Source organism: Pseudoclavibacter sp. CFCC 14310, from assembly GCF_008831165.1.
In the GTDB taxonomy this organism is placed as follows: domain Bacteria; phylum Actinomycetota; class Actinomycetes; order Actinomycetales; family Microbacteriaceae; genus Pseudoclavibacter_A.
The window spans coordinates 681,312-706,381 of the sequence record NZ_WBKC01000002.1 but is presented as its reverse complement, the minus strand read 5'-3'; the positions used below and the strand labels follow the sequence as shown (position 1 = coordinate 706,381).

Here is a 25,070-nt window from a genome sequence, read left to right as displayed (position 1 = left end):
GGTCAGTCGCACTGCCGCTGCAGGTAATCCTGGTTGGCTGTGATGCGGCTCCAGCCGTTCGACGCACGGTAGGTGATGTAGCCGTTCTGCGCCTTGCAGAAGGCGTGCAGCCGGATGTCTTCGCCGCCCGCAGATGCGTCGGATGCGGCGCTCTGAGCGCTGGGGGAGTGGTCGGCATCCTGCTCGTCGGCATCGTGCTCCTCGTCGTGCGAGGTGTCGAACGCGGCCTGCTCCAGCGACTTCTGCGAGACCGCGGTCTCTTCGTCAGCACGCGCCTGCTTCCACTCGGCCAGGTCTGCGGCCAGCGCCGTCGCGCCGGAGCGTGCGGCATCCACCGTCTTGTCGAACATGGCGGCGTCGACGTTCTTGGTGTCGGTCTGCGTCAGTTTGCGCAGAGCGTCACGGCGGCTCTCGACGTCGGGAATCAGCGTGCGCCCCACGTCGCTGGTTGCGTACTCATCGGTGGCGTGGGCATCGGAGAGCACCTGGTCTGAGGCGCTCAGCACCTTTGGGGCGGTCTCGGCGGCCTGATCGCGCTTGAGCTGGGTCATGCCCTGGCGCAGCGTCGCCGTGCTCTTCGTGAGATCGTCGGCCTGTGCCTTCACCTCGTCGGCGTGGATGCCGATCGCGTCGGCGTCAGATCGCGTGCTGCACGAGGGAACCGGCGTTGTGGTGGCACTGCTCGCGGCCGGCCGCAGCTGTGCGATGAGCGTCGTGCCATCGGGTGTGGCCGCGTACGCGGGGCCCTCTTCGTCGGCGGCCTCGGCGGGGCGACGGCTCGCGACGTCGGCGTCAACGTCTGCCTCGTGCAGGGCGGTCTTCGCTGCGGCTGCCGCATCGGTGAGTGACTTCTGCGCTTCGGTCAGCGAATTGGTGGCTGACGCACAGCGGCCTTCATCGCTTCCGGCGCCTGTGCTCAGCTGATCGAGATTGCCGCCGTGCAGGTACCAGAGGTAGCCGCCGCAGACGAGCGCGACGACCATCAGCGCGCTGGCGATCCACCAACCGCCGTTCGCGTGGCTCCTGCTTCTGGCTTCTTGGGCCATGTTCTGTGGTTCCTGTTCTCAGCTCGACATTGCGTGCGACACAGTGACGACCACAGAGTTTAGTCGGCTGGTGCACGAAGCGGTACTCGACCGGCGGCGACCATGCACGATCAGCGGACGACCTCGAAGCGGCGGTCGGCATCCCACGCAACCGACCACCCGAGCGAGTCGAACACGCCGGCGAGCAGCATCGCGGTGAAGCCCCAGACCAGATGCCCGCCGAAGTGCGACGCGAGCCGGAACGCCGGGCCGTGATACGTCTGGTGGCCGACCCGCAGCACCGACGTGCCACGGTGTGTCGGGTCGATCAGCTCGGCGACGGGCACGCGGAACACCTCGGTCGACTCGGTGTTGTCGGCCGCGATCTCGCTCGGGCGACGCCACCAGCCGATCACCGGCGCGACCAGATTGTTGCTGACGGGAATGTAGATGTCGGGCAGCGTGCCCAACACGTCGACGCCGGTCGGGTCGAGACCGGTCTCTTCATTGGCCTCGCGCAGCGCCGTCGCGGCCGGTGAGGCATCGTCGGGCTCTGCGCCGCCGCCAGGAAAGGCGATCTGGCCGGCGTGCGCGCGCATCGTGCTCGATCGGCGGGTGAGCAGTACGTCGAGTTCGGGCACGACGGGGCGGGTGTCTGTAGCGTGATCTGCGGCATCGACCGCGGCGGTCGCGCTGGCGGTGGCGGGCACCTCGTCGAGCTGGCCGAAAAGAATGAGCACGGCCGAGCGGCGTGCGTCGGCCTTCGAGGTCCCGGTGCCCTGCGCGACAAAGGGGATGCGATAGCCGCGCCCGAACTGCGCCTCGAGCTGGTGCCGTGCCTGCTGGGCCAATGTGGTCATGATGACACCATAGGGCAGGGCGCTGCCACGCCGTGCGGTCGTGTATCTGGAGAGCGATAGGTGTTGATTCTCGACGGAACGTCACCATGAGGCATCGCTGTCAAGCATGTCAGTGGGGTGGTCGTGCGACAGGGCTCCGCTTAGAGTCAGTGGTCGAAACTCTCTCCGGCAGTCGGCAGCCGGCAGCACGCGAGCCCATGGGGTTTCCTGCGTAGCCTTCCGCCTGCATGGCGGGCGCGCAGCCTCCGCAGGACCACATGCAAAGAAAGGAGAGGACGATGCCCAAACGATCATCCGTGCCCCAACTGAAGGATGAGGAAATCTACGAGCGGTTGCGTGACGAAGGGGCGTCGAAAGAGAAGGCCGCCCGCATCTCGAACGCGGCCGCCAAGGAAGGCCGGTCGACGATCGGCCAGCGAGGCGGTGAGGCAGAGGACTACGAAGAGAGCACCGTTTCACAACTACGTGAACGTGTGAAGGAGCTCGGCCTCACCGGCTACTCCAAGCTGCGCAAAGCCGAGCTCATCCGCCTGTTACGCGAGCACTGACTCGGGCGATCCTCGTCTCGATGAAGTGAGCGACGACAGAGGAGCGCACCACAACGGGGCACACCTTGACGAACACCGTCCAAGCTACAAGTATCCGAAGCCGCCACTACCGGCGCAGAATCAGCTGGACCAGCCGGGCATGACCGCCTCGACGGATCACCGAGCAAACCACGGTGAGGAGAGTTGCTGTGGTAGCGCGAGACTCTGAGACAGCGGGCACTCATCACCGGCGGTGACTCTGGTATCGGTCGCGCCATCGCGATTTCCTTTGCATGGGAGAGGCAGATGTCGCGATCTCGTACCTGCCGCAGGAGGAACCAGACGCCGCAGAGACCGAACGATACAGCGTAGACGCGGGGCGCAGGTGCCTCAGGCTGCCGGAAGACCTCCGCGAGGAGTCTGCTTGTGTCGACGCCGTTGACTACACGGCTGAAAGACTCGACTGTACTCGTGCTTAATGGTGGGGGTCAGTACGAGTGCAAACCCGATGCTGCAATCGAATGCGAGGAGATCCTCGAGGTGTTCGAGACGAACCTCGTCGCGCCCGTCATTATGATGTGCGAGGCCGCTGTCGTGGCCTTTCACCCGTGTCTTCGCTGAGGAGCAGGGGGTGGAGCACGCGCGTCGACGCGGTTGCTCGGGACCCATTTGGACGCTTCTCATTCCTGCCGCGGGCTGGGACGAGAGATAGCGTCGCTTCGGCGAGAACAGCTCGCTCGGCCGCCCGGGCCGACCCGCCGAGCTTGCGGCCGCCTACGTCTACATGGCCTCGGAAGAGGTCTCCTTTGTCTCGGGTGCCGTATTTACCGTCACAGGTGGTCGGCATGGTAGTGAGCATTTTCAGCAGCACGCTCGTGCGAAGGCGGTCAAGAAGTCATCACCTCTAGATCACTCCGAGGCGACTGAGTAGGGGAACTAGGAAACGAGAAAACGTCACGCGCCGTGCGTTTGCAGGAGTCCGGAGCGTTCTGTCTGGCGAGCTGACCTGATTTGAACCTGCGACCCCTTGGCGGTCGTAGGTTCAAATCCCTTGACACGGTTGTCGTGGAACCCCTCGGGTTCCCTTGTGTTTGCGGGATCTAGGCGGTTCTCCTATTCCGAGTGTAGCCGGTCGTTGGCGGTCTATCTTGGGTGATCTTGATGGGTTTCTGATGGGTTTGGCACGGGATTTAAACCAAGAAACGCTGAAGTCGACCGGCCGTTTGGCCAAGATATTCGGTGCCACTTCGAGGCATCCGAACTCCGAGAATCGCCTCATACGAGCAACGCCGCGTTATGGGTGATCAACAGCGCTGCACCTTGAACAATCAGTGGCGCCATTCGGTCTATCGGCGCGAATAGGAGAGAATTGCGCCATGACAAGTTCGGAGTGGCGACCAGTTCGCGGAACGTTGATGACCAGTGAACCGATCGAGGCTTACGGTGGTGTCTCGATCCCTCCCGATATGCTCAGGGAGCTGGCGAAACAAATCCAGGGAAGAGATATCCCTTTCCACGTGGATCATAAGTTATCCAGGCCGATCCGGATGCGGGGTTTTGTCGCCTTCGTGGAGAGCCGTCAAGATGGAATAGACGAATTACGGTTCGAGGCCGAAATTCACGAGGATGACCATCATTGGCTCGAGTCACGCCCTGGGGTATCGGCAATGCTTACAACTCCGCTGGCTCGCGACGAAAGCGAAGAGCGCACGGGTGATGCCGTCATCCAACTCAGCGCCGATCACGCTTGGTTTGCAGATGATGCTCTCATCGATGCCGAGGAAGAACTCGCCAAGATTGGCATTGCTCGAGATCTGATTCAGGTCGAACGCGCATACCAGTTCAGCTTTGTTCCTGATCCTCAGATTTATATCGACATCTCTTATACGATTCTCCTCTCGGTTGGCGCCAACGGAATCTGGGAAGGAATAAAGAAGCTGTTCAGCCGGCGGAGGACGCCCCGCGGCGGGGATGCCCTGGCCGTCACTGCAATTAACCTGTCCGTCGCCGACGGCCAGCGCTCGTTTAAAGCGGTCGTTACTACGAACGACGAGACAGTGGCGCAACGTGCCCTTGATTCGCTCGACCAAGCTGCAACAACCTTTTTCCAAGACTCACCGGTCATTCCAACGGAAGAAAATCCCAAGACTGTGTCCATCTGGGACGATGATAGCGGTGTCTGGGGCCCGCTAGATTGAAAATCTGTACCCGATGAGTATTCGCTGGTCCGTTAACTATCTCGTCCCGCGCTTCTGCGGGCCAGCAGACACCCGCTATGTCGGTGACCCTCGCTATCATTGTTCTATAGGTCGAGGGCAGCCCGTGCTCGACCGACTAGAGTGCAACTTCGCGAAGGAAGCGCCATGGGTTCGCCTAGCAGCGGCCGCAAGAAGCCACGTAGACGAGGCCGGATCGCGACGCGGCGTGCCAACACGCCGACACCGCCACACTCTGCGGACAGCGACGTCCGCGAGGAGCTGTGGGGCAAGCTGAGGCACGGCTCGCGCAACGTCGCAGGCGTCACTTGGCAGCTCGTTGTCTCGGTGCACGTGCTTGTGATGTCTCGTGCAGGAGTCCTGCCGTTCACCACGCTAGTTCCCGAAGGCTTCGAGGACCTCGACTGTCGCACAACTACAGGCGACGAGACTCTGGTGCAGGTGAAGGAGGTCAGCGCTGGAGCGGGACAGTTAGAGACTTCCAGAATCCGCGACGCGATCTTGCACGCTATGCATGCGACGACTGGCCCGATCGTTATCGTCACCGATGGCAACGTCGGTTCGGGCTTGCAGTTCACCGGATGGGACGAAGCACTTGCCGCACATCCTGAGCGGTGCATCGCCTTGATTGACTCTCTCGTCGCCCGGGGCGTGACCCGCACAGACGCAACCACTGCGCTTGGACGTGTCCACCTCGTGTCGTTGCCGTGGAACCTGCGTGAGCAGACCGAGGCGCTCCTCAGCGATCAACAAGGTGTTCATCCATCTGTTGCTTCATTCACTGTCGGCGCGCTGTACGAAGCGTTCGGGATGGCGAGTGCGGACCAACGACACCTAAGCCTCGATGAGGCTCGAACATTAGCACTCGGCGACGTTGATACCGCGCTGCATATGGTCCAGTCAGCAGTCGACGTAACCGGCTTGGACGCTGCGGTATCCGCAGGCGTGTGCCGCCCTGCGGACTACTCGACCACAAAGGTGACGTCCGCCAGCCGATTCTATCTGGGCGTGGACGGTGCGCCTATTCACATCGCACAGGGCCTGGATGTCATTAGGGCTGACGAGATGGATCAGATCACCCAGGCAGCCCAAGAAGGCGAGTACACCGTCATCGTTGGCCCATCCGGTTCGGGCAAATCGGTGCTCCTTTGGCGCGCAAGCCGTGACGTGATCCTTGGGGCTCGCGTCGTTCGTGTCGCCCGCGTGACTACAGATGACGACGCTCGACTGTTGGTTCGACACGTCGAGTTGCTTCGCGCTACTGCCACATCTCCGGTTGTCGTCGCAGCGGACAACCTCGGCCGACCTTCCACCAGCGCGTGGCCGAATGCTGTTGCTTTCCTGCGCGAGATTCCCCATGTCTTCGTCATCGGTGCGGCACGCGAAGAAGACTTCAGCCCCCGTCTACTGAACGGCAGCACACGTGTCATCAGGCCCGTGCTCGACCGCCTCACCGCTGAGCTGATTGCCGAGCGTATCGAGCGCGCGGACCTTACGACGAAGATGGCCACCGCAGAAGCTCTTGCGCGCAGTGACGGCCTGCTCATGGAATTTCTCTCCTTGCTGCGCGAGGGCAAGCACCTGGAGCAGATCCTTGCCTCACAAGCCGCCGAACTGGCGGCTTCTGGACGAGAGATTCAGCGAGAGGCCGCTCGCCTTGTTCTCGCAGCTCACGCAGTTGGCCTGTCGTTGACTGCCCGAATGCTCGGAGATGCACTGGCGGCCGTCGCTGGGAGCAATAGCGCAGTCGGCGACGCCTTGGCGACCCTGAAAAACGAACATGTCGTTCTCGACGACGGCGACGTCTGGAGAGGCCTCCACGAACTTCGTTCGCAGACTCTGACCACTCTGCTTCACGACGCCCCACCCCCCACGCTCAGCGACACCCTGAGAGTCATAGCTCAGTTGCTCCCCGCCAACGAAGCGGGCTGGTTGCTACGTCGATCCGCCGAACGCTTCCCAGATACCGTCGTCGCTGTTGCCGAGGCGGTTGCGGGTCATCTCCACGCGCCGGATACCACCACCTCTGGGGTGGCCGAACTCCTCGAAGGGGCCGAGCGCGCGGACAACGTCGCCTATGCCAAAGACTGTCTCCCGATCATTCGACGCCTCGCACCTTCTGGGGTCTCGCCGACTCTGATAGCTCCATTCATCTACGGAATTCGTAACCAGGACACGACCCTCGACCCGATCGGCTCGCCAGCGTTCGATCGCGCAGCTACGCAGATAACCCAGATCGCGCGAGCGCTGCCGCCACGTACTTCGCCAATACTTGAGGCCATCACCTCGCACCTCGATTCTGCCCTCGTCGTGCGCCTGCTCACTGCGGGCACTCTTGTCGAGGCCGTGCGTCTCTTGGAGGCCCTGGCCGGAACCGTGCCGCTCGACACATCGGAGGCTGCTGCGGTGTTCCGGGCCTTTGACGAGCCGACGAACACCACCCAAGCCAACGCCTGGGCGCGTCTGATCGATGCGCTGAGCCCCTTCGTCTCCGCCGAGGACCGCGAAGCTACGCTCAGCACGGTGGGGCACCGCGCCCTGGTGATCGCCCGATCCGAACCTTCGGCCGTCGCACTGACGATGCAGACGGAGGTTGATCCGTCCGTGACGGTCATGCATGGTCTTGATATTCAGGAGCAGCCGCCCGGCATGACCTGGGATGCCCCATCAGCACGCAGCAGCGATGCCCTCAACGACTTCGTCGTCACGCTGGCGCGGCAGTTGGCGTTCGCGTGCCCCGAGGCAAGTCACGTCGAGGTCATCACCATCACGCCATCAGGACAACGCTACAAAGCCGGCGGGTTTGAGCCGGGCTTCAAGCACATGGCACGTGAGGTCTTCAAAGAGCGTGCTGGAGTCCGACGTAATGTCGGCTTCCAAGGAGCCATCCGAATGCTATCGGCGGCACCGACATGGACAGCCCTGCTCCTCGAACAGGCGCAGATTGCCCAGCAACTCGTCGATCTTGCAAGCGAGGGCGCCTTCCGCCTACGGGCCAACGATCCGCCTCACCAGGCGCAAGCTTGGGCGGAGCGTGTGCAAGCCGCAAGCGAGCGAGCCGGCAAACTAGCCTCCACACCGAAGGATGGATCGAAGAAAAGAGCCACCTCCCACGCCAGCGAGGATGACGCTCAACGACAGAACGACCCGGTCTCGCAAGCGCTCGGGGCCGCCGCGCAAGCGCTGAGCAACCTCAATACGAACGATAATCGCGTCGCGGTGGCGATGTCTCTTCGAGATGCAGCCGCCAAGGTAGAACACGCGCGATCGCTGACACCAACATACTTCGGCCTCGATCAACCAGTCCCCGATGCACTCGGCAGTGAACTCGAACGGCTGGCGCGGGCCGCGATCAGCGCCGCAAACGACCCCGACGCCTGGCGCTCAGTCCGATTCGGCGACCATGCGACAGTCGATGCAATCACGGCGGCTTCGGCAATCACAGCCCAACAGCAACAACATGCGGTGTTGTCCGTGATCGAAGCCGCCGTTCCCGGCGCTGTCCTACAGTCGGTGCCGGACCCCGCACCCTTCCCCAGCAGCATCGATCAGACCGGATGGTTGGTGACAGCGGGGCTGCAGGACTGGGACGAAACAGTTGCCGCCTTAGCGAACATTGACGCAGAGGCCCGTCACGCTCTCGACTGCAACGTATGGGCGCTCGCGATCGACGGCGTTCGCCCACTTCCGCTAGCGGTAATCATGGCGCACTACGGTGAGCGACCGGTTCTCCCACTGGCGGGCGAATCTCTCGAACAGCACCTCACGGCTGCCGGACTCACACTGACGCAGGCCGCAGACACCGCCACCGAGAAGGTCCGTGAGCTAACCGCGTCGGTAGCCCGCGCGTCATGGGCGTTGTCCCTGCACCGACGACGGCCAGCCGAATGGCCGGCCACGGTACCAGCGCCAACTGCCGACGAGATCGCCCAAATGGCGATCGCTGCCCAGACTGCGGTCGCACAACTGCCAGATTCCGTGGGGCCGGTCCTCGGGGCCGCACTGAGCACGTTGGTCGCGCAAGTTGAATCGGAACTACAAGAGACCACGGCTCTGATACTCGCCGGGGAACTGCTCGACGTAGTCGATCAAGGACCCACCGCCGCAGCCATCGAGGCGGGTCTTTGGCAAGCCCTGACTGACCTTTCTCTAGCTCCTGCTGTTCAGCTTGGCTCTGCCGACGCCGGGGCCCTTGATCAGTCCATATAGTTTGCGTCATCCCAGTCGAGGTCCGGCGCGAACTCAAGGTAGACAAGGGTGGCGGTGAGAACGAGAAAGCTTAGCGCTTCAAGCCCAATCTGGTGCCACATTCCGCTCCAACCGTTCGCCATCGACCCACGAGCCGTGCAGCGCCATAATCCGCCTGTGCCGCTGAGGTCACGGCCACGAAAGAACAGCACAACGGATTCTTCGTTTGTAGCAGCCGTGTCGATGAGTTCGGACGCGGCCGCTGCTTCCTTGGCGGAGAAGGCTGTCCGGTCCCTGGCTCCGTCGAGAATGACACATACATCGCCGAAGACTTGTTCGGGTGCCGGCTCGTCACGCACCTCGCCTAAATACCGATAGCCATACTCCGCGAAGGCTGGCGATTGCCATAGCAGCGTTTGCGCGATGGTGCCGCGAAGGACCGTCAGCTCACCAACCTGGTGCAGTGATGCCTCACGGAAATCGTGGACTTGCAGGATACGGATCACCATCTCTACCCAACGTTCTTTCGAGGGGTACGCGAGGACCGATCTGAGCGGGTCCATACGGTGTCCAAGCGGGCGCTCACGGAATGCTGGCCCGTCGATACGCATGCTGCGATGGTTCACCAGCGATGCAATGCGCTCGGAGTTCATGATCGATGCAGTTGGTACATGGGCGGTGACCTCGCCACTGCGATCGCGCATGGAAGCGTAGAACCTTGGGCCCCACTCTCGCTCAACAAGCTCACGGACATCGACGCCAACGAAGGTATCGACCGACTCGACATACACGACCAAGTAGACAGGTTCAGGTGCGGCAAACCAGAATCTGAGGTGCTCGACCCCGACCTTTACTGGGACGCGCTTGGCTGCATGGAATTCATCTGCGGACATCGTCGATGCGTGGATGCCCTTGAGCTGGAACCAGACTCGGCCGGCGAGTGCACGCCAGTGCGGCCGTTCTCCGCCCTGCCTCGTGGGCCTCTCTTCACGCGCGAACAGATGCAGCCCTGTATCGATGCCGGCGCGGTCACGACGGTACTCGACCACGACTCCGCTCTCGCTGAGCAACGTCTCGAACCTCGGCGTGTATCGGTTCTCGAGTTCGTCGTGCGCTCCCATCCCCACCATGCTCAGGCACCTGCCAACGATGTCCGCTGCGTCACGATGTCACCACAAGCAATCTGACACAGGAGCGCACGGCTGCTCGCTAGAGGCATGAGACTGGCCGAGAACTGGCAGATTCTGCGGATCAGCGTGGCTCACGACGGAAGCGCGTTTCCCAATGAATCAATCATCTGCCGAGCCAGATCAGCAGACTCTTGAGTTACCGCCTTGCTGACGCCCGACGAGACGGGCGCCAGCAGGCCTTTCAGCATAGTGACGCCTCGCTTCACGATGCTTCTGTCAGGTTCCGTCTTCACCAGCTCACGCAAAATCGTCTCGCTGGTGGCCAAGGCTTCCGCGTCGTCGTCGGGGTCGAGGGTCAGTGAAGGGAGGCTCGCCAGGAGCCGAGTCACAAGGTCGGCCAATTCCTTGTACCCTGGGGCGACCAGCCCGGTTTTCTCCTGCGACTGAGTGACATCATGGTTGTTCCATGCGACCTGCGCATGGTCTCCAGTAATCGTAAATACCGGGCCGTTGTAATCGTTGACCGTCGTCGCAGGCGGCAGATGAACTCCAGTGGAATCGGCCTGAAGTGGGACGCGAACGGGGTTCTTGGCGAATTCACGTTCGATCTCCCGGGTCATCTGTCGGATGCCCTGCTTATTGATCTTGAAACCGCTGGCCATTGATGCTCCTTACTCTGCCGTATCGGGCTGCTGGTCGCAGTCCACGGTAGCTTCGTCAAGCGTTCTTGCGATGATCGGAAGATAGCGGCGAACCTGTTCGCGATCGCTCTCGCGTTCGTCGTCGGATAACTGGCCGTATGGCGTGTTCATCTGGTTCGACCATCGTCGCGCCTGGTCCGCCGGAATGATCAGAGAACCATCCGGTCCGTCTACGCACTGATCATGGAGATAGCGCTGCCAGTGAGACCACCGTTCATGCTCGATAGCCGCCAACTCCTCCAAAAGGTCTTCGCTCTCCAGCGCGGCTCTTAGCCCCTCTGGCTGGTCCGCCATCTCAGATCAACCCCTGCTTGACGAGCTTCCAGTAATGCTGCCCGAGGACGGTCAGTTCGCAAGCCTTGCTCTGCATCGCTGCGTGCCACATATGCGGCGCGCCTACAGGGCGGACGAGGTTGACCTTGACGTAATTCTGCAGAATCTTGAAAGTCGCCGTGTTCACAGGGTTCGGCTCCGCCACGCTCGAGTCCTCAGCCCCGCTCCGCTCCGGCTCGTAACTGGGATCTAGAACGAGTTGATGATCCGCTGTCGGGAAGTAGGTCGTGATGGCTTGCAGATCGGCGAGATCTATCGGCGGGTCGGTCTCGCGAAGTGACACGAAGGTCTTGACGTTGGTCTTGAAAACTGGTCGCTGCGCCCAAGGCCCCAAGGACTGATCAATGTGGGCGTATGCACTACCAGGCGTAATATCTCCCATCAGATTGGCCGCCGCACCACTTAATGCGTCGACGAGCAAACTGGTGAAGACGCCTGAGCCGCCTCCGGGGGTTTCGAGGGCATACTGGGACGCCGTTGATGCGGTGAGGATTGTGACGCCATCGGAGATTTCCGCCACACCGGAGACGAGGGCATTGTCCCCGGCAGCTCCGCTGTGACAGCTATCGAGAATGATGACCTTGTTCTTCGCTTTCGATGTGTTCGCAAGCTTCATGACATCCGCGAGGGAGAGGCCGTCATCACCTGTTGCACAGTCGCTAGCGCAGAGATATCCGCCAGTATCTTCGATGTGGCCGTGGCCAGCGAAGTAGAACAGCGCAATATCTGCGTCATCCGCAAATAGGTCACGAACTGCTTCCTTCAGCGCATGTCGGCTGACCGGCTGGGCGGGCGCGGTTCCCAACAGCACGTTGGGTGTAGGGAAGTTGATCGTTCCGTCTGCGTTGCGTTCCAGGACAGCCTTCATTGCGTAGGCGTCATTCACGCATCCGCTGAGACTGCCAATTGTGTCGTAATGGTCGATGCCGACGATCAACGCTTTGCGCATTTCGAACTCTACAATGAGTCGATGAATCCGCTGATGTTTGCATCACTCCAAGCGTAGGTGGAAACGCCAGTGATGCTTGTCCGATCGGTCGAGAAGGCCCAGATGCCCCGGATAGGCTTGCCTTCTTCCTTGGCACATTGGATTTCCCACTTCTGGCCGCTCGACGCAAGCGAGTTCTTGCTGACCAGCACGATCACGCCGTGGGACCGCTTGATGCGGGTGCGAACCCGTTCTTTCCAGTCGCGGTCGTAGGGTTCTTTCACGGACATATCGATGAACTCGAACGGGGCGCGCGGGTGCAACGACTGCCCTTTGAGCAAGTCGCGCTGGTGCTCGTCTTCGATCGCGAACGCTACGAAAACGATCTTCTTGTCGGCCATGTCAACTCCTCTGTTGGACCTCCTACTCGGTCACCTCAGAGATGAAGCGGGCTCAACAAGGGTGAACGAGACTCACGACTCTAGGATAGTGGCTGGGGCTGACACGGCGGCGGTTTCCATGCCGCGCGTCGCCACCAGACACCGCCGATGGCTCCTCGCACGGGCAGAGGCGAGCTGTAGGACACTGACAGGGCCGATCCAGAGGAACTTGAAGGCGTTCCAGACGATCAGCAGGATCAGCAGGTAGAGCCAGCCGGGACCGCCGTCGTTGATGATCGTGGTGCAGATCGCGGCGGCGTAGAGGTAGGGCACGGCCAGGAGCATCGCGGGGATGCCCCACTTGAGGCCGCGTCTGGTGCGGATTGCGTTGAGCAGCAGGTTGGTGGGTGCGTAGCGGAGTACGCCCTAGCCTCGTGGGCTGAGTGTGACCGATGTGCGGAGCATCGCGGGGCTCTCTTGCCTCGTCATAGCGCGACGGTGTTCCGTCGTGGAGGCGGCTATGAACCGAGTGCCCTCGAAGGGGCCGTCCCGTAGGACCCGCGTAGCTGAAGAACCTGCCTCGTCGCTCAGTCTACGACCGTGCTCTGACAGAGGGAATCCGTCGTCGGTGGGCGGGCTGTACCTCGTCGGTGACTTTGGAGCGAGAGGACACCGATCATGGTGACACTGGCGGAGCAGATGCAGGGTGAGCGGATGGCGCGGGTCGCGTTGTCGATGATCGCCGAGCCGAACGACGCCGCCACCGGCCGCGTCCTCGCCCAGGTCGGCGGGATCCAGATGCTCCGGCTGATCGAGTCCGACGATCCGGTGCTGGGCCTTGCCCGCGCGGATGCGCTGATGTGGCGCGAACGGCTCTCCGCTCGGCTCACGCCCGACTTGCCCGACCGTGTGGTCGAGACGCAAGGCGGCGTGTTCGGCACTCTCATCCCGGCGGACAAGGAGTGGCCCGCGGGTCTGGACGATCTGGGTGAGCGTGCTCCATACCTGTTGTGGACGCGCGGAGCGACCTCGTTCCTGACGGCGGCGCTGAGCGATCGCGTCACGATCACCGGCTCCCGAGTCTCAACGTCATATGGAGAGCACGTCACCGGCAACCTGGCAACGGAATGGCCGACGAGGAACGCATCGTCGTCGCCGGCGGCTCCTACTGGATCGAAGGAGCCGCGCACCGCGCGGTACTCGCGGCCGGCGGCCAGACGATCGCGGTGCTCGCGGGCAATCTGGACCGCCCCTATCCGGCTGGGCACAGCGACCTGCTGCGTCAGATCAGGGATGTCGGTCTGCTGGTCAGTGAGCTGCCGCCGGGTGCTGCGCCCACCAGGCACTGGTTCATTGCAAGGAACCGGCTGATGGCCGCCCTGTCGGGCGCCACCGTGGCTCCCGAGGCGAGCATGCTGTCCGGGTCGATGACGACCGTGCTCACCGCACGTGAGCTGGGGCGAGGCGTCGGCGCGGTGCCCGTCCCAGTGACCAGCGCCGCCAGCACCGGGCCGAACGAACTCGTCAAACAGCGCTTCGCGTCTCTCGTCACTCAGTCCAGCGACGTGATCGCTCTGCTCGATGCCGACGGTCCGTCCACGCCCGCGGTGACGCGGCCCGAGCCGGGACAGCAGTTCGATCGCCGCCGTCCCGAGCCCGGTAGGCCGGGGCGCTCTCTCTGACCGACGGCTCTTCGGTCGTCGCCTCTTAATCGTCTGCTGGACTTCAGAGGCGTGGGGCGGATCGGGTCACAGCGGTCGGCTGCATCCGGTCTCTCGGCGGGTCGTCGCTCGCGATGGACTGGGCACGGTGGAGAGCAGCGCGTGCTCGTGCGGCGTCGGCCTTCTGCCTGGTGCTCTCCGGTGCGGGAGCAAACGGAGTGTGGTCGTCGGTGATCTGGTAGCGGTCATCTGGTAGCGGTCGCGGTAGGCCGCGACCGTGCGCGCGGCACGTTTCCACGCCGCCGCCTACTTCTTGTCCTTCGGCTGTGTGCCGAGTTTCGCGGTCAAGGGCTGGTTGTCGGTGAGGACAGTGAGGAGCACGGCGTCGGCGCGTTCCTCGATGAGATCGCTGCGCTCATTCAGGGCTTGACGCATCTCGCCTCCCATCGGCCCGCCCGCATCGGTGACCAGGCCGACGATCATTCGCGGTGATGCAGGTGCGACCCGAGCCCGCCGGTCTTATGGTGGCGCGTGCGAGGCGGGCGTGGATCACGGAGGCGATGTCGTCGGCGTCGTCCAGACTGCGGGCACCGACGAACCGTGGGAGCAGAGCATCGAGGTCGTGGTGCTTGGCCTCGGCGTTCCGCAGCTCGGCCGACAGTGCACCGTAGGCGTAGGAATCCAGTACGTCGCCGACCTGCTCCGATGTGAGACCGGACGCCGCGAGCAGAGCGATCCAGCGGTCGTGCGTGCGGCTTGCACGATGGTCTCGCACTCGGCCACGAGCTGGGTGATCGAGCCCCAGTGCTCTTGCTCGGAGGTGATCGTTTCGTGCGCCGACAGCTCCGCGCCGACGTGCCGGAGCACGCCGTACAGGACGCTGCGGGCGGTGACATTCAGGTTGTCGCTGGGGCGCGAATCGCTGTGCTCGTGATCCTCGCGGTCGATGGCGACATAGGCGTGATTGCCTTCCGCGCCGCGAGTCATGGAGGCGTAGAAGTTCTCCCGCGTAGTCGTCGGGGTGACGACGACGTGCGAGGTCCTGGTGGTTACTCCCTGTGCCCGGTGTGTGGTGACCGCGTAGCCCAGGTCGAGGCGCCGAGTGGCCTGGACGGCGAGCAGGGCCATGGAGTCCCGACCCGTCCTCGCACAGCTTCGTGACCATCCAACGGTCACCGTTCCTGACACACGAGCTGCCAGCGCGGAGGCATCGGCGTAGCGCAGGTGATGACCAGGTCGCCCCGCATACCATGCTCCCGTCGTGGGGAAGGGACAGTTCTCGCTGCGAGGGAGCCGTTGATAATGCGGTCGGCGCACACCCGCTGGTTCAGAGCAGGCCGGGGCACCTGTCGTTGGTGAATTGGCGGTCGAGGCGCCGTCAGAGGATGGGCAAAGGGTGAGAGATCTGGGGGCGGTCAAAAGCTCATCGCCCCCAGATTACCCCCCCGAGAAGATTGAGGAGCGACCGGTTAACGAGAAAACGCCCCGTGCCCTATGTTTACAAGGGCACGGGGCGTTCTGAGTGTCGGGCTGACAGGATTTGAACCTGCGACCCCTTGACCCCCAGTCAAGTGCGCTACCAAACTGCGCCACAGCCCGTCGTCCATTTCGTGGACAACCTCACCCATAATACACATGCGCACGGGTGCATCGGTACGCACATGCCTGAGGGCGCGTGAATTGGCACGACACGCCGCGCCCACACCTTTCATTGATCGACTAAAGTGGTCAGCAGATTGTGTTGAGAGGAGGGATGAATGAGCGCAGACCAAGATCTGGGGCAGCAGCATCCCGAGAATGATCCCCAAGAGCCGGCCACGCGAGTGCAGCCGGTCGTGAATCTCTCGACCGAAGATGAGACCCTCACCTTCACTGGCACGTTCGCGCAGAAGCTGCTTGCGACTGGGGCGATTCAGATCGGCGTCGGCACTGAAGAGCTTGAGGCCATCGCCTCGCTGCCTGCCGGGTCGGCACTGCTGATCGTGCGTCAGGGGCCCAATGTCGGGTCGCGTTTTCTGCTTGACTCCGACGTGGTGACGGTCGGCCGTCACCCGCACGCCGACATCTTCCTTGACGACGTGACTGTGTCCCGCCGCCATGCGGAGTTCCGTCGCACGGGCACCGGTGCCGCCGTCGGCTACGACGTCGTCGACCTCGGGTCGCTGAACGGCACGTACCTCAACGGCACTCGCATTGAGAGTGCGCATCTCGAAGACGGCGCAGAAGTGCAGATCGGCAAGTTCCGACTCACTTACTACCCGTCACGTCGCGATCTGCTCACAGGCGAGAACGGCTGATGGGGCAGGCTGCACGCAGGCACATCGACCGCTCGGCGGCTGCACAGGCAGCATCCGAGTCAGTCGATGACGCTCAGAAGCTGTTGAGCATCGGCCAGGTGCTCACTCGACTGGTCTCAGAGTTTCCCGACGTCACCCCGTCGAAGCTCCGCTTTCTCGAAGAACGCGGTCTGGTCTCGCCGCAGCGCACCGAATCCGGGTACCGCAAGTTCGGCCCCGCAGACGTCGACCGTCTGCGCTTGGTGTTGAGCCTGCAGCGCGATCACTACCTGCCGCTCAAAGTCATCCGTCAGTACGTCGACGAGATCGACGCGGGGGAGTCTCCGATGCTCCCGGGTATCGCGCATCCGCTCAGCGCACTCGACCACCAGGCCGACCAGCAGGCGTACTCGCGAGCCGAGCTCATCGAGATCACACACGCCGACGCCCAGCTGGTGCGCGACGCGGTCTCGGTCGGTCTGCTGCCCACCGGGTCGCGCTTCGACCAGAAGGCTCGAGAGGTGCTGACGCTGCTGGTCTCGCTCAAAGAGCGCGGCATCGAGCCCAGACATCTGCGCGGCGTGAAGGCCTCGACCGATCGTGAGATCGGGCTCGTCGAGGGTGCGATCAGTGGCTTCCGTCGCGATGTTCCGGAGGCTCGTGCCCAGGCGGCGAACGTCACCGCCGAGGTGGTCGAGGCGCTCGTCGACCTGAAACGCACACTGCTGGAGCGAGCGGTTCAACAGCTCGACAGCTGATTCAAGTCTCACGTGAACGTTGAGACTTCGACACGCCGACGAGAAAGCCTCGTCTTCAGTCTTCGAGCGGGGTGCGGCTGGTAATGTGACTCACAGATCGCGCACAAGCTGCGGTCGTCACAGCCCCCTCGAAGGAGTCGTTCATGACTGATGAACAGCACCCAGATATGCCGGATGCGCAGCTTTCGTCAGTCGACGACCCTGAACTCTCTGACGTGCTGTTCACCGATGGCATTCCCGGGCTCGACCGAGACCGCGGTTACCGTGGTGCCGTCGCAGCGAATGCTGCCGGCATCAGCTATCGACAGCTCGACTACTGGGCACGCACGGGCTTGGTGAAGCCCACGATTCGCGGCGCACACGGGTCTGGCACGCAGCGTCTGTACGGCTTTCGCGACATCCTCACGCTCAAGCTGGTGAAGCGTCTGCTCGACACGGGCATCTCGCTGCAGCAGATTCGCGTCGCCGTCGAACAGCTGCGCGATGCTGGCATTCAAGATATGACGCAGATCACTCTGATGAGCGACGGCGGCGGTGTGTATCTCTGCACCTCGAACGACGAGGTCATCGACTTGGTGAGTCGGGGCCAGGGCGTGTTCGGCATCGCCGTCGGCAAGGTGCTGCGCGAGGTCGAAGACAACCTGGTGACGATCGGTGCGACCGAGACGCACGTCGACGAACTCGCCGAACGCCGCCATCGTCGCCGCTCAGCCAGCTGAGCCGTCGCATCCTCACCTCAGCTGAGAGCCAGTTCAAAGTAGGGGAGTGGCAGCCCGCGCTGACCGCTGAGGGTCAGTGAGTCTTCTTCTCGGCTGCCTTGGCTGCGGCTTTGCGACCGGCATGCCCACGAGCCTGCGGGTGACCGTCGACGGCCTGCTCGAACACGTCGAACACCTGGTCGAACTGTGCGGCCATCTTCTTGCCCGACTCGCTCGGCCAGGAGTGCACCGGCCGCGCCGAGCCCTGAGCCTGCTGCAGGCTGGCCCGCTCGGGCAGACGCACGTCGAGCAGCTGGCGCGGGTAGAGCTGTTCGAGCTCTGAGATGCGGAACTCGTGCTCAATCGACTGTTTGCGAAAGCGGTTGACCAACACGCCGAGGGGCTTCACCGGCACCTGCTGGTCGAGGCTGAGCTCTTCCATGGCCTTGAGCGCGCGGCCCACGGCTGAGACGGCGAAGAGGCTCGGCTCGGCGATGAGCAGCACTCGGTCGCTGGCGAGCCAGGCGTTGCGGGTGAGCGAGTTCAGCGACGGGGGGCAGTCGATGATGACGACGTCATAGGCGTCTTCGAGCAGCGCGAGCGCCTCATCGAGCTTCCAAAGATCGCGTGGGCGAGGGGCGGGCACGTCGAACTCGATGGTTCGCGGCGAGCCGACCATGACGTCGACTGACAGTGTGCGGTCTTCTGTCCAGGCGCTCGACACGATCGCGCGACGCACGACGTCGGGCGACGGGTTCTTGAGCACGTCTGCCACGGTCAGCGCCGACCCGGGGTCGACGGCCAAGCCGGTGGTCAGATCTGTCTGGGGGTCAATGTCGACGACCAGGGTGCGCTTTCCGCGCGCCAGGGCCGCTGAGGCAAGACCGAGGGCGACGGTGGTCTTTCCGACCCCGCCTTTAAGAGAGCTCACACTGAGTACGTCCACGACCATCTACGCTACCCGGTAGAGCGCGACTCTGCACAACCGTCTCGGTTCTGACCGTCGGCTGGGCGTGTGAGCGGGGCGCGGCAGCACGGTACAATCGTGCAAACGACTCGCGATGTGGGGAGACCAATTGTTCAAGAAGATCCTGGTGGCCAATCGTGGAGAGATCGCCGTTCGTGCGTTCCGGGCCGCATTCGAGCTCGGTGCGAAGACGGTCGCGGTCTTCCCGTACGAAGACCGACACTCCATTCACCGGCTGAAGGCCGATGAGGCCTACCAGATCGGTGAGGCGGGGCGCCCGGTGAAGGCCTACCTCGACATCGACGAGATCATTCGCGTAGCCCTCGAATCGGGTGCCGACGCGATCTACCCCGGCTACGGCTTTCTCTCTGAGAACCCCGGGCTGGCCCGCGCCGCCGCCGAGAACGGCATCACCTTCATCGGGCCCGGTGCGGATGCGCTGGAGCTGGCCGGTGACAAAGTCAACGCCAAAGAGGCGGCGATTCGTGCGGGTGTGCCGGTGCTCGCATCGACGCACGCCAGCAGCGACCCGGATGAGCTGGTCGCGCTGGCAGACGAGATCGGCTTTCCGCTGTATGCCAAGGCCCTGGCCGGCGGCGGCGGTCGCGGCATCCGCAAGGTCGACACCGCCGAAGAGCTGAAGCCCGCACTCGAACAGGCCATGAGCGAGGCCGGCAATGCGTTCGGCGACTCGCGCATGTTCCTCGAGCAGGCCGTGCTGCGCCCGCGTCACATTGAGGTGCAGGTGCTCGCCGACCACAGCGGCTACACGGTGCACCTCTTCGAGCGCGACTGCTCGGTGCAGCGCCGAAACCAGAAGGTCGTCGAGATCGCTCCGGCGCCGAACATCACCGCAGAGCTGCGCGAGCAGCTGACCACGGCGGCCATCCGATTCGCCAAAGAGATCGGCTACGTCAACGCCGGCACCTGCGAGTTCCTGGTCGAGACCGTCGGCGACCGCGCTGGCACGCCGGTCTTCATCGAGATGAACCCGCGCATCCAGGTCGAGCACACCGTGACCGAAGAGGTCACCGACGTCGACCTCGTGCAGACCCAGATGCTCATCGCGGCCGGCGCCACGCTGCCAGAGCTCGGTCTCTCGCAAGACCGCATCAGCATCCACGGGGCGGCGCTGCAGACCCGCATCACGACCGAGAACCCGGCCGAGAACTTTCGGCCCGACACCGGTCGCATCAGCACGTACCGCTCGCCGGGCGGTGCGGGCGTGCGCATCGACGGCGGCACCACGGCGGCAGGCGCGCAGGTCAGCCCCTACTTCGACTCGATGCTCGCCAAGCTCACCTGCCGGGCTCGTGACTTTCCGTCGGCCGTGCGTCGTGCCCGTCGTGCCCTCGCCGAGTTCCGCATCCGCGGGGTCTCGACGAACATCCCGTTCCTGCTGAACGTGCTCGCCGAGCCCGACTTCATCGCCGGCGATCTCAGCACGCACTTCATCGACGAACGGCCCGAGCTGTTCGACATGCGCAAGTCGAAAGACCGCGGCACCAAGCTGATCACGTGGCTCGCCAACGTGACGGTGAACAAGCCCTGGGGCGAGCGCCCCGCAGGGCTGGTCGACCCGACGCAGAAGCTGCCGCAGACCATCGACACCAAGGTCGTGCCCGACGGGGCGAAGCAGCTGCTCGATCGGGTGGGGCCGCGCGCCTTCGCCGAGGCGCTGCGCAACGACACCCAGCTGCGCGTCACCGACACGACGTTCCGCGACGCCCACCAGTCGCTGCTGGCGACGCGCGTGCGCACCAAAGACCTGCTCGAAGCCGCGCCGTACGTCGCAGCCGCGGCGCCGGGTCTGTGGTCGGTCGAGGCCTGGGGCGGGGCCACCTACGACGTCGCGCTGCGCTTCTTGGGCGAAGACCCGTGGGAGCGTCTCGACAAGCTGCGCGTCGCGCTGCCCAACATCCCGCTGCAGATGCTGCTGCGCGGTCGCAACACCGTCGGCTACACCCCGTACCCGACCAAGGTCACCGACGCGTTCATCGAAGAGGCGGTGAAGGGCGGCGTCGACGTGTTCCGCATCTTCGACGCGCTCAACGACATCAACCAGATGCGCCCGGCGATCGAGTCGGTGCTGGCGACCGGCACCGCGGTGGCCGAAGGCGCGCTGTGCTACACCGCCGACCTGCTCGACCCGCGCGAAGACCTCTACACGATCGACTACTACCTGCGGCTCGCCGAGCAGATCGTGCAGTCGGGCGCCCACGTGATCGGCATCAAAGACATGGCCGGTCTGCTGCGCCCCGAGGCCGCACGCCAGCTGGTCACCGCGCTGCGGCGCGAGTTCGATCTGCCCGTGCACCTGCACACGCATGACACGCCCGGCGGTCAGCTGGCGACGCTGCTGGCCGCCAGCGAGGCCGGTGTGGATGCGGTGGACGTCGCCGCAGCACCGCTCGCGGGAACGACCAGCCAGCCGTCGTTCTCGGCCCTGGTCGCCGCGCTCAGCCACACCGAGCGCGACACCGGCTTCGACCTCGATGCGATCAGCGATCTCGAGCCGTACTGGGAGGCCGTGCGGCACCTGTACCGACCGTTCGAGTCGGGGCTCGATGCGCCGACCGGCCGCATCTACCGCCACCAGATTCCTGGCGGTCAGCTGACGAACCTGCGCCAGCAGGCCATCGCCCTCGGCCTGGGAACCAAGTTCGAGGTCATCGAAGACAACTACGCGGCGGCCAATCGCATCCTCGGGCGCCCGCCGAAGGTGACCCCGTCGTCGAAGGTGGTCGGCGACCTCGCTCTGCACCTTGCAGCCGTCGGTGCCGATCCCGACGACTTTGAGGCGCATCCCGAGAAGTACGACGTGCCCGACTCGGTCGTGAAGTTCATGGCCGGCGAACTCGGCGATCTGCCGGGCGGGTGGCCTGAGCCCTTCCGCTCGAAGGTGCTCGCCGGGCGCGAAGTGCACCTCACCGAGACCGAGCTCACCGAAGATCAGGAGCGCGCGCTCGAGGGCGACTCCGCGTCGCGTCGTCGTCAGCTGAACCACCTGCTGTTCCCGGGGCCGGCCGACGACTTCGAGAAGTTCCGTCAGGACTACGGCGATCTGTCGACGCTTGACACCGAAGACTATCTGTACGGCTTCGAGGCGAACAAAGAGCACGCGGCTCAGCTCGACAAGGGGCTGCGACTCTACACCGCGCTTTCGGCGATCGGCCCGGCCAACGACAAGGGCGAGCGTACCGTCATGGGTGTGCTGAACGGTCAGCTGCGACCGGTCACCGTGCGCGACGAGTCGATCAAGGTGCAGACCGAAGAGGCCGAGCGCGCCGACGTCAGCAACCCGAACCAGGTGGCCGCTCCCTTCGCGGGGGTCGTCACGCTCAAGGTCAAGCCGGGCGACACCGTCTCGGTCGGCGAGCCGGTGGCCAGCATCGAGGCCATGAAGATGGAGGCGAACATCGCAGCCGGCGCCGACGGCGTCGTCGAGCGCGTCGTCTTCGACGGGTCGCGCCAGGTCGAGCCCGGCGACCTGCTGCTGGTGATCGCCCCGAGCACCGTGACGAACGTGGCAGGGGAGTGACGTGGCGGTTCGCGACATTCGCCTCTACGGCGATCCGGTGCTGCGCCAGCCCACCGAACAGATCGACCACATCGACGAGCACGTGCGCCAGCTGGTGCAGGATCTCATCGACACGGTCAAACTGCCCGGGCGGGCCGGCGTGGCCGCGCCGCAGATCGGCGTGAGCCTTGCGGCGTTCAGCTACAACGTCGACGGCGAGGTCGGCTACCTGCTGAACCCTCGCATCGTCGAGCGTCGCGAGCCGATCGTCGAGATTCAGGAGGGCTGCCTGTCGGTGCCCGGCCTGTGGTTCGACACCCCGCGGTACAGCTGGGTGCGTGCCGAGGGCATCGACCTCGACGGCAATGCCGTGACGCTGGAGGGTGACGGGCTGATGGCCCAGGCGCTGCAGCACGAGATCGATCACCTCGGCGGCACGGTCTATCTGCACCGGCTGCAGGGCGAGACCCGGCGTGCCGCCATGCGCGAGGTGCGCGCTCAGTCCTGGTTCTGAGCGGGCCTCTGCCGCAGCACCATCAGCCGCATCGCATTCTCAGGTGGCTGCGGATGCGATGCGTGCTCTGCGCCGCTCTCGACGCGTCGTCGCGTAGGCGCGAGCGGGTCGTCCGCTCAGCGCGATCAGAATCAGGATGTTCAGAGTCACCGTCATCAGCGTCGAGAAGTCGGACAGCAGGGGCAGCCCCGCCGCATGGCTCGCGAAGGCGAGCAGCGTCGACAGCGTGGCGAACACCAGCACGACCATGCGTGCGAAGTCAGAGCCGCGCAGCACCAGGATGGCGAGCAGCGCGGTCACGGCCGCGATGGCCAGCCCCAGCAGCACCAGCACCCAGCGCACGTCGAAGGCCTGGGGCAGCGTCGCCGCATCGACGCCGACGTCGGCGACGAGCTCATGCACGTCGGCGTCGGGCAGCAGCGCGCCGCTGACCATCAGCACCAGAGACCCCAGTGCGCGCAGCATCAGCACCGCCGCACCGAACGTGATCGTCACGGGCCGACCGTGACGCCGAACCTCTTCGAGGGTCGACTGTTCGCCTGAGTCGTCATCGAGCAGCTCGAACGCCGGCCGCTTCAGTCGTGCCGCAGCCCTTACCGCAGCCCGTGCCGACTGCGCAGGCACCGCATCCGCGGCACGGTCCTGACGTGCACCGGGCAGCCAGGCCGCAGCGTCAGACGCCTCGACGACGCCCTGCCCGGCGAACGGTTCGGCACCGTCGTCACGCAGATCGATGATCGGCAGATCGCCGTCGGTGCGAATGGAGTCTCCGCCGCCGTTGCGGGAGTGATAGCCGGTCGAGAAGTCTCGCAGCACGTGAACGGTCACGTCGTCGTCGGCGCCGAGCACGCTCGCCACGATGTGGTCGCGCTCGATGTCGGTGTTCTCGTCGATCTTGTGCGTGACCTGCAGTGTGAACAGCGAGAGCCCGACCGCACGGTCGAAGGTGCCGGCCGCGAGCCAGTCGACGCGCCGGCCGCCGGGCAGCAGCCAGTCGGGCGGGCAGCGCCAGAACCGCACGTGATGTCGCTTGGCGGGGTTGCCCTCGACCTCCTGCTGATAGGCGAAGTCCTGCTGCCTGCCGAAGAGGAAGAGCGGGCTCACGGGCGCCTCGCGATAGCTGCGTCGAGACAGCGTCGAGGTCACGATGCGGATGCTCGAGCGCAGCCCGAGGTCGTCGGCGCGCGTCCAGCCGGCCGCGTCCATGATCTGATGCAGACGCTGCTCGTCGCCCATCAGTGCCAGGTTCACGGGGTCGCCCAACAGACCGTCGCTGGTGCGGGTGCGGCCGATGAAGTAGTCGGGCACGTAGATCGAAGTGAGGATGCGATGCAGCCGGGGCAGCGCGAGGTAGGCGATCAGCACCCAGAACACGATGGCGACCAGCGCACCCCACCAGCCGGTGTCGAGCGAGTCGGTGAAGAGCGTGAATGCGAGCCAGAACGTGGCCACGGCGGCGAAGACGAAGAAGAATCCGTCAAGCAGCCTGGCGATTCTGGTGCGGTTGCGCACCAGCGCGGTCGAGCGCGTGCGGAGTGTCCGTATATCCATGTTCCCCTTTCGGACTGCTGCGCACGGTTCACCGACGGGCACCGTGCCATGCGCCGTGTTGCGCCCAGACCCCCAGACTATCCCGGTAGACTGGCCCACTGGAGGTTTCACCGTGCTCTACTGGCTGCTCAAATGGGTGTTCATCGGCCCCTGGCTGCGACTGTTCTTCCGCACTGAGGTGCGCGGTCTTGAGAACATCCCCGACCGGGGCCCTGTCGTGCTCGTCGGCAATCACCTGTCGTTCATCGACTCAATCATCATGCCGCTCTTCGTGAAGCGCCCGGTGCGCTTCTTGGCGAAGAGCGAGTACTTCACCGGCAAGGGCATCAAAGGGTGGTTCACCCGGGTCATGATGAAGGGCACCGGTCAGCTGCCCATCGACCGCAGCGGCGGCAAAGCGAGCGAGGCCTCGCTCAACACCGGTCTGCGCGTGCTCTCTGAAGGTCACGTGCTGGCGCTCTACCCCGAGGGCACGAGAAGTCCGGACGGCTATCTCTACCGAGGCCGCACGGGTGCCGCCCGCACGATTCTCGCCGCAGGCTGCCCCGTCGTGCCCGTCGCAGTGCGCAACACCGACAAGATGATGCCGATCGGCGCCAAATGGCCGAAGCGTGTGCCGCTGGCCGTCATCGCCGGGCCAGCGCTCGACTTCACCCGCTTCGCGGGAATGGAAGGCGATCGATTCGTGTTGAGATCGATCACAGATGAGATAATGCACGAGCTGCAGATGATCAGCGAGCAGGAGTACCGCGACGTGTACGCGTCGAGCGTGCGCCACCGTCTCGCCGCAGCTCAGCAGTGACCCCGCGGCGACGCGGAACCGCCGACCCGACGCAC

General features: G+C 64.2%; 22 protein-coding genes, 1 tRNA gene and 1 pseudogene. 11 read left to right on the top strand and 13 right to left on the bottom strand.

Annotation, left to right across the window (positions count from 1 at the left end; translation table 11 throughout):
• Nucleotides 1-2: 2 nt before the first annotated feature.
• Both F8O06_RS07055 and F8O06_RS07050 read right to left on the bottom strand, forming a co-directional pair.
• Nucleotides 3-1,046, bottom strand: a complete 1,044-nt coding sequence (locus F8O06_RS07055; RefSeq protein WP_158038134.1) for a hypothetical protein — start codon at nucleotides 1,044-1,046, stop codon at nucleotides 3-5.
• A 110-nt stretch (nucleotides 1,047-1,156) separates the two neighbouring features.
• Complete coding sequence (locus F8O06_RS07050; protein ID WP_158038133.1) at nucleotides 1,157-1,885, bottom strand: NUDIX hydrolase; 729 nt, start codon at nucleotides 1,883-1,885, stop codon at nucleotides 1,157-1,159.
• A gap of 278 nt (nucleotides 1,886-2,163) precedes the next feature.
• Here F8O06_RS07050 and F8O06_RS07045 point away from each other — a divergent pair, with 278 nt between their 5' ends.
• The 4 genes and pseudogenes from F8O06_RS07045 (at nucleotide 2,164) to F8O06_RS07030 (ending at nucleotide 8,837) form a co-directional block, all read left to right on the top strand.
• Nucleotides 2,164-2,433: a Rho termination factor N-terminal domain-containing protein gene (locus F8O06_RS07045; protein WP_158038132.1), complete on the top strand. Its 270-nt coding sequence runs from the start codon at nucleotides 2,164-2,166 to the stop codon at nucleotides 2,431-2,433.
• 712 nt (nucleotides 2,434-3,145) lie between these two features.
• A pseudogene (locus F8O06_RS12510) lies at nucleotides 3,146-3,343 on the top strand (hypothetical protein); the annotation flags it as partial.
• Nucleotides 3,344-3,827: 484 nt separating this feature from the next.
• Nucleotides 3,828-4,610, top strand: a complete 783-nt coding sequence (locus F8O06_RS07035; RefSeq protein ID WP_158038131.1) for a hypothetical protein — start codon at nucleotides 3,828-3,830, stop codon at nucleotides 4,608-4,610.
• A 165-nt stretch (nucleotides 4,611-4,775) separates the two neighbouring features.
• On the top strand, nucleotides 4,776-8,837 hold the full coding sequence (locus F8O06_RS07030; protein WP_158038130.1) for a hypothetical protein: 4,062 nt from the start codon (nucleotides 4,776-4,778) through the stop codon (nucleotides 8,835-8,837).
• Here F8O06_RS07030 and F8O06_RS07025 read toward each other — a convergent pair.
• From F8O06_RS07025 to F8O06_RS07000, 6 genes are all read right to left on the bottom strand, one after another.
• The gene (locus F8O06_RS07025) at nucleotides 8,825-9,937 is read right to left on the bottom strand and encodes a DUF4365 domain-containing protein (protein ID WP_192496883.1); all 1,113 of its coding nucleotides are present in this window, start codon (nucleotides 9,935-9,937) and stop codon (nucleotides 8,825-8,827) included. The two genes, F8O06_RS07030 and F8O06_RS07025, sit on opposite strands and share 13 nt — an antisense overlap.
• A gap of 140 nt (nucleotides 9,938-10,077) precedes the next feature.
• Nucleotides 10,078-10,608 carry a hypothetical protein gene (locus F8O06_RS07020; protein WP_158038128.1) on the bottom strand — a complete coding sequence of 177 codons (531 nt, stop codon included), beginning with the start codon at nucleotides 10,606-10,608 and terminating at the stop codon, nucleotides 10,078-10,080.
• Between the two features lie 9 nt (nucleotides 10,609-10,617).
• Nucleotides 10,618-10,941 carry a hypothetical protein gene (locus tag F8O06_RS07015; RefSeq protein ID WP_158038127.1) on the bottom strand — a complete coding sequence of 108 codons (324 nt, stop codon included), beginning with the start codon at nucleotides 10,939-10,941 and terminating at the stop codon, nucleotides 10,618-10,620.
• Nucleotide 10,942: 1 nt separating this feature from the next.
• Nucleotides 10,943-11,929: a caspase family protein gene (locus tag F8O06_RS07010; protein ID WP_158038126.1), complete on the bottom strand. Its 987-nt coding sequence runs from the start codon at nucleotides 11,927-11,929 to the stop codon at nucleotides 10,943-10,945.
• Nucleotides 11,930-11,937: 8 nt separating this feature from the next.
• On the bottom strand, nucleotides 11,938-12,309 hold the full coding sequence (locus F8O06_RS07005) for a TIR domain-containing protein (protein WP_158038125.1): 372 nt from the start codon (nucleotides 12,307-12,309) through the stop codon (nucleotides 11,938-11,940).
• A 72-nt stretch (nucleotides 12,310-12,381) separates the two neighbouring features.
• Complete coding sequence (locus F8O06_RS07000; RefSeq protein ID WP_192496882.1) at nucleotides 12,382-12,621, bottom strand: hypothetical protein; 240 nt, start codon at nucleotides 12,619-12,621, stop codon at nucleotides 12,382-12,384.
• Nucleotides 12,622-13,415: 794 nt separating this feature from the next.
• Here F8O06_RS07000 and F8O06_RS06995 point away from each other — a divergent pair.
• On the top strand, nucleotides 13,416-13,970 hold the full coding sequence (locus tag F8O06_RS06995) for a DNA-protecting protein DprA (protein ID WP_263970006.1): 555 nt from the start codon (nucleotides 13,416-13,418) through the stop codon (nucleotides 13,968-13,970).
• Between the two features lie 285 nt (nucleotides 13,971-14,255).
• Here the strand turns inward: F8O06_RS06995 and F8O06_RS12220 are convergent, their stop codons facing one another.
• From F8O06_RS12220 to F8O06_RS06985, 3 genes are all read right to left on the bottom strand, one after another.
• Nucleotides 14,256-14,432 (bottom strand): hypothetical protein, encoded by a 177-nt coding sequence (locus F8O06_RS12220; RefSeq protein ID WP_192496881.1) that lies wholly within the window; start codon nucleotides 14,430-14,432, stop codon nucleotides 14,256-14,258.
• Between the two features lie 66 nt (nucleotides 14,433-14,498).
• Nucleotides 14,499-15,077 (bottom strand): hypothetical protein, encoded by a 579-nt coding sequence (locus F8O06_RS06990; RefSeq protein ID WP_158038124.1) that lies wholly within the window; start codon nucleotides 15,075-15,077, stop codon nucleotides 14,499-14,501.
• A gap of 397 nt (nucleotides 15,078-15,474) precedes the next feature.
• A tRNA-Pro gene (locus F8O06_RS06985) sits at nucleotides 15,475-15,548 on the bottom strand.
• 158 nt (nucleotides 15,549-15,706) lie between these two features.
• On the opposite strand from F8O06_RS06985, the gene F8O06_RS06980 reads away from it, so the two are divergent.
• The 3 genes from F8O06_RS06980 to F8O06_RS06970 all read left to right on the top strand — a co-directional run bounded on the left by F8O06_RS06980 (nucleotide 15,707) and on the right by F8O06_RS06970 (nucleotide 17,702).
• Nucleotides 15,707-16,246: an FHA domain-containing protein gene (locus F8O06_RS06980; RefSeq protein ID WP_158031634.1), complete on the top strand. Its 540-nt coding sequence runs from the start codon at nucleotides 15,707-15,709 to the stop codon at nucleotides 16,244-16,246.
• Nucleotides 16,246-16,983, top strand: coding sequence for a MerR family transcriptional regulator (locus F8O06_RS06975; RefSeq protein WP_158038123.1), 738 nt, complete (start codon nucleotides 16,246-16,248; stop codon nucleotides 16,981-16,983). Before F8O06_RS06980 ends, F8O06_RS06975 begins: the two co-directional genes overlap by 1 nt.
• Before the next feature lie 167 nt (nucleotides 16,984-17,150).
• Nucleotides 17,151-17,702 (top strand): MerR family transcriptional regulator, encoded by a 552-nt coding sequence (locus F8O06_RS06970; RefSeq protein ID WP_158031866.1) that lies wholly within the window; start codon nucleotides 17,151-17,153, stop codon nucleotides 17,700-17,702.
• Nucleotides 17,703-17,775: 73 nt separating this feature from the next.
• Here the strand turns inward: F8O06_RS06970 and F8O06_RS06965 are convergent, their stop codons facing one another.
• A complete protein-coding gene (locus F8O06_RS06965) occupies nucleotides 17,776-18,627 on the bottom strand; it encodes a ParA family protein (RefSeq protein ID WP_158031632.1) in 852 nt (283 codons plus the stop codon).
• Between the two features lie 130 nt (nucleotides 18,628-18,757).
• Here F8O06_RS06965 and F8O06_RS06960 point away from each other — a divergent pair, with 130 nt between their 5' ends.
• Together F8O06_RS06960 and def are read left to right on the top strand one after the other, a co-directional pair.
• Entirely contained in the window at nucleotides 18,758-22,189 is a 3,432-nt protein-coding gene (locus F8O06_RS06960; protein WP_158038122.1) for a pyruvate carboxylase, read from the top strand.
• 1 nt (nucleotide 22,190) lies between these two features.
• Nucleotides 22,191-22,682 (top strand): peptide deformylase, encoded by a 492-nt coding sequence (gene def, locus F8O06_RS06955; RefSeq protein ID WP_158031630.1) that lies wholly within the window; start codon nucleotides 22,191-22,193, stop codon nucleotides 22,680-22,682.
• Nucleotides 22,683-22,721: 39 nt separating this feature from the next.
• Here def and F8O06_RS06950 read toward each other — a convergent pair whose 3' ends face one another.
• On the bottom strand, nucleotides 22,722-24,233 hold the full coding sequence (locus F8O06_RS06950) for an LssY C-terminal domain-containing protein (RefSeq protein WP_158038121.1): 1,512 nt from the start codon (nucleotides 24,231-24,233) through the stop codon (nucleotides 22,722-22,724).
• A 112-nt stretch (nucleotides 24,234-24,345) separates the two neighbouring features.
• Here F8O06_RS06950 and F8O06_RS06945 point away from each other — a divergent pair, with 112 nt between their 5' ends.
• Nucleotides 24,346-25,035 carry a lysophospholipid acyltransferase family protein gene (locus F8O06_RS06945; RefSeq protein ID WP_158031628.1) on the top strand — a complete coding sequence of 230 codons (690 nt, stop codon included), beginning with the start codon at nucleotides 24,346-24,348 and terminating at the stop codon, nucleotides 25,033-25,035.
• Nucleotides 25,036-25,070: the final 35 nt, after the last annotated feature.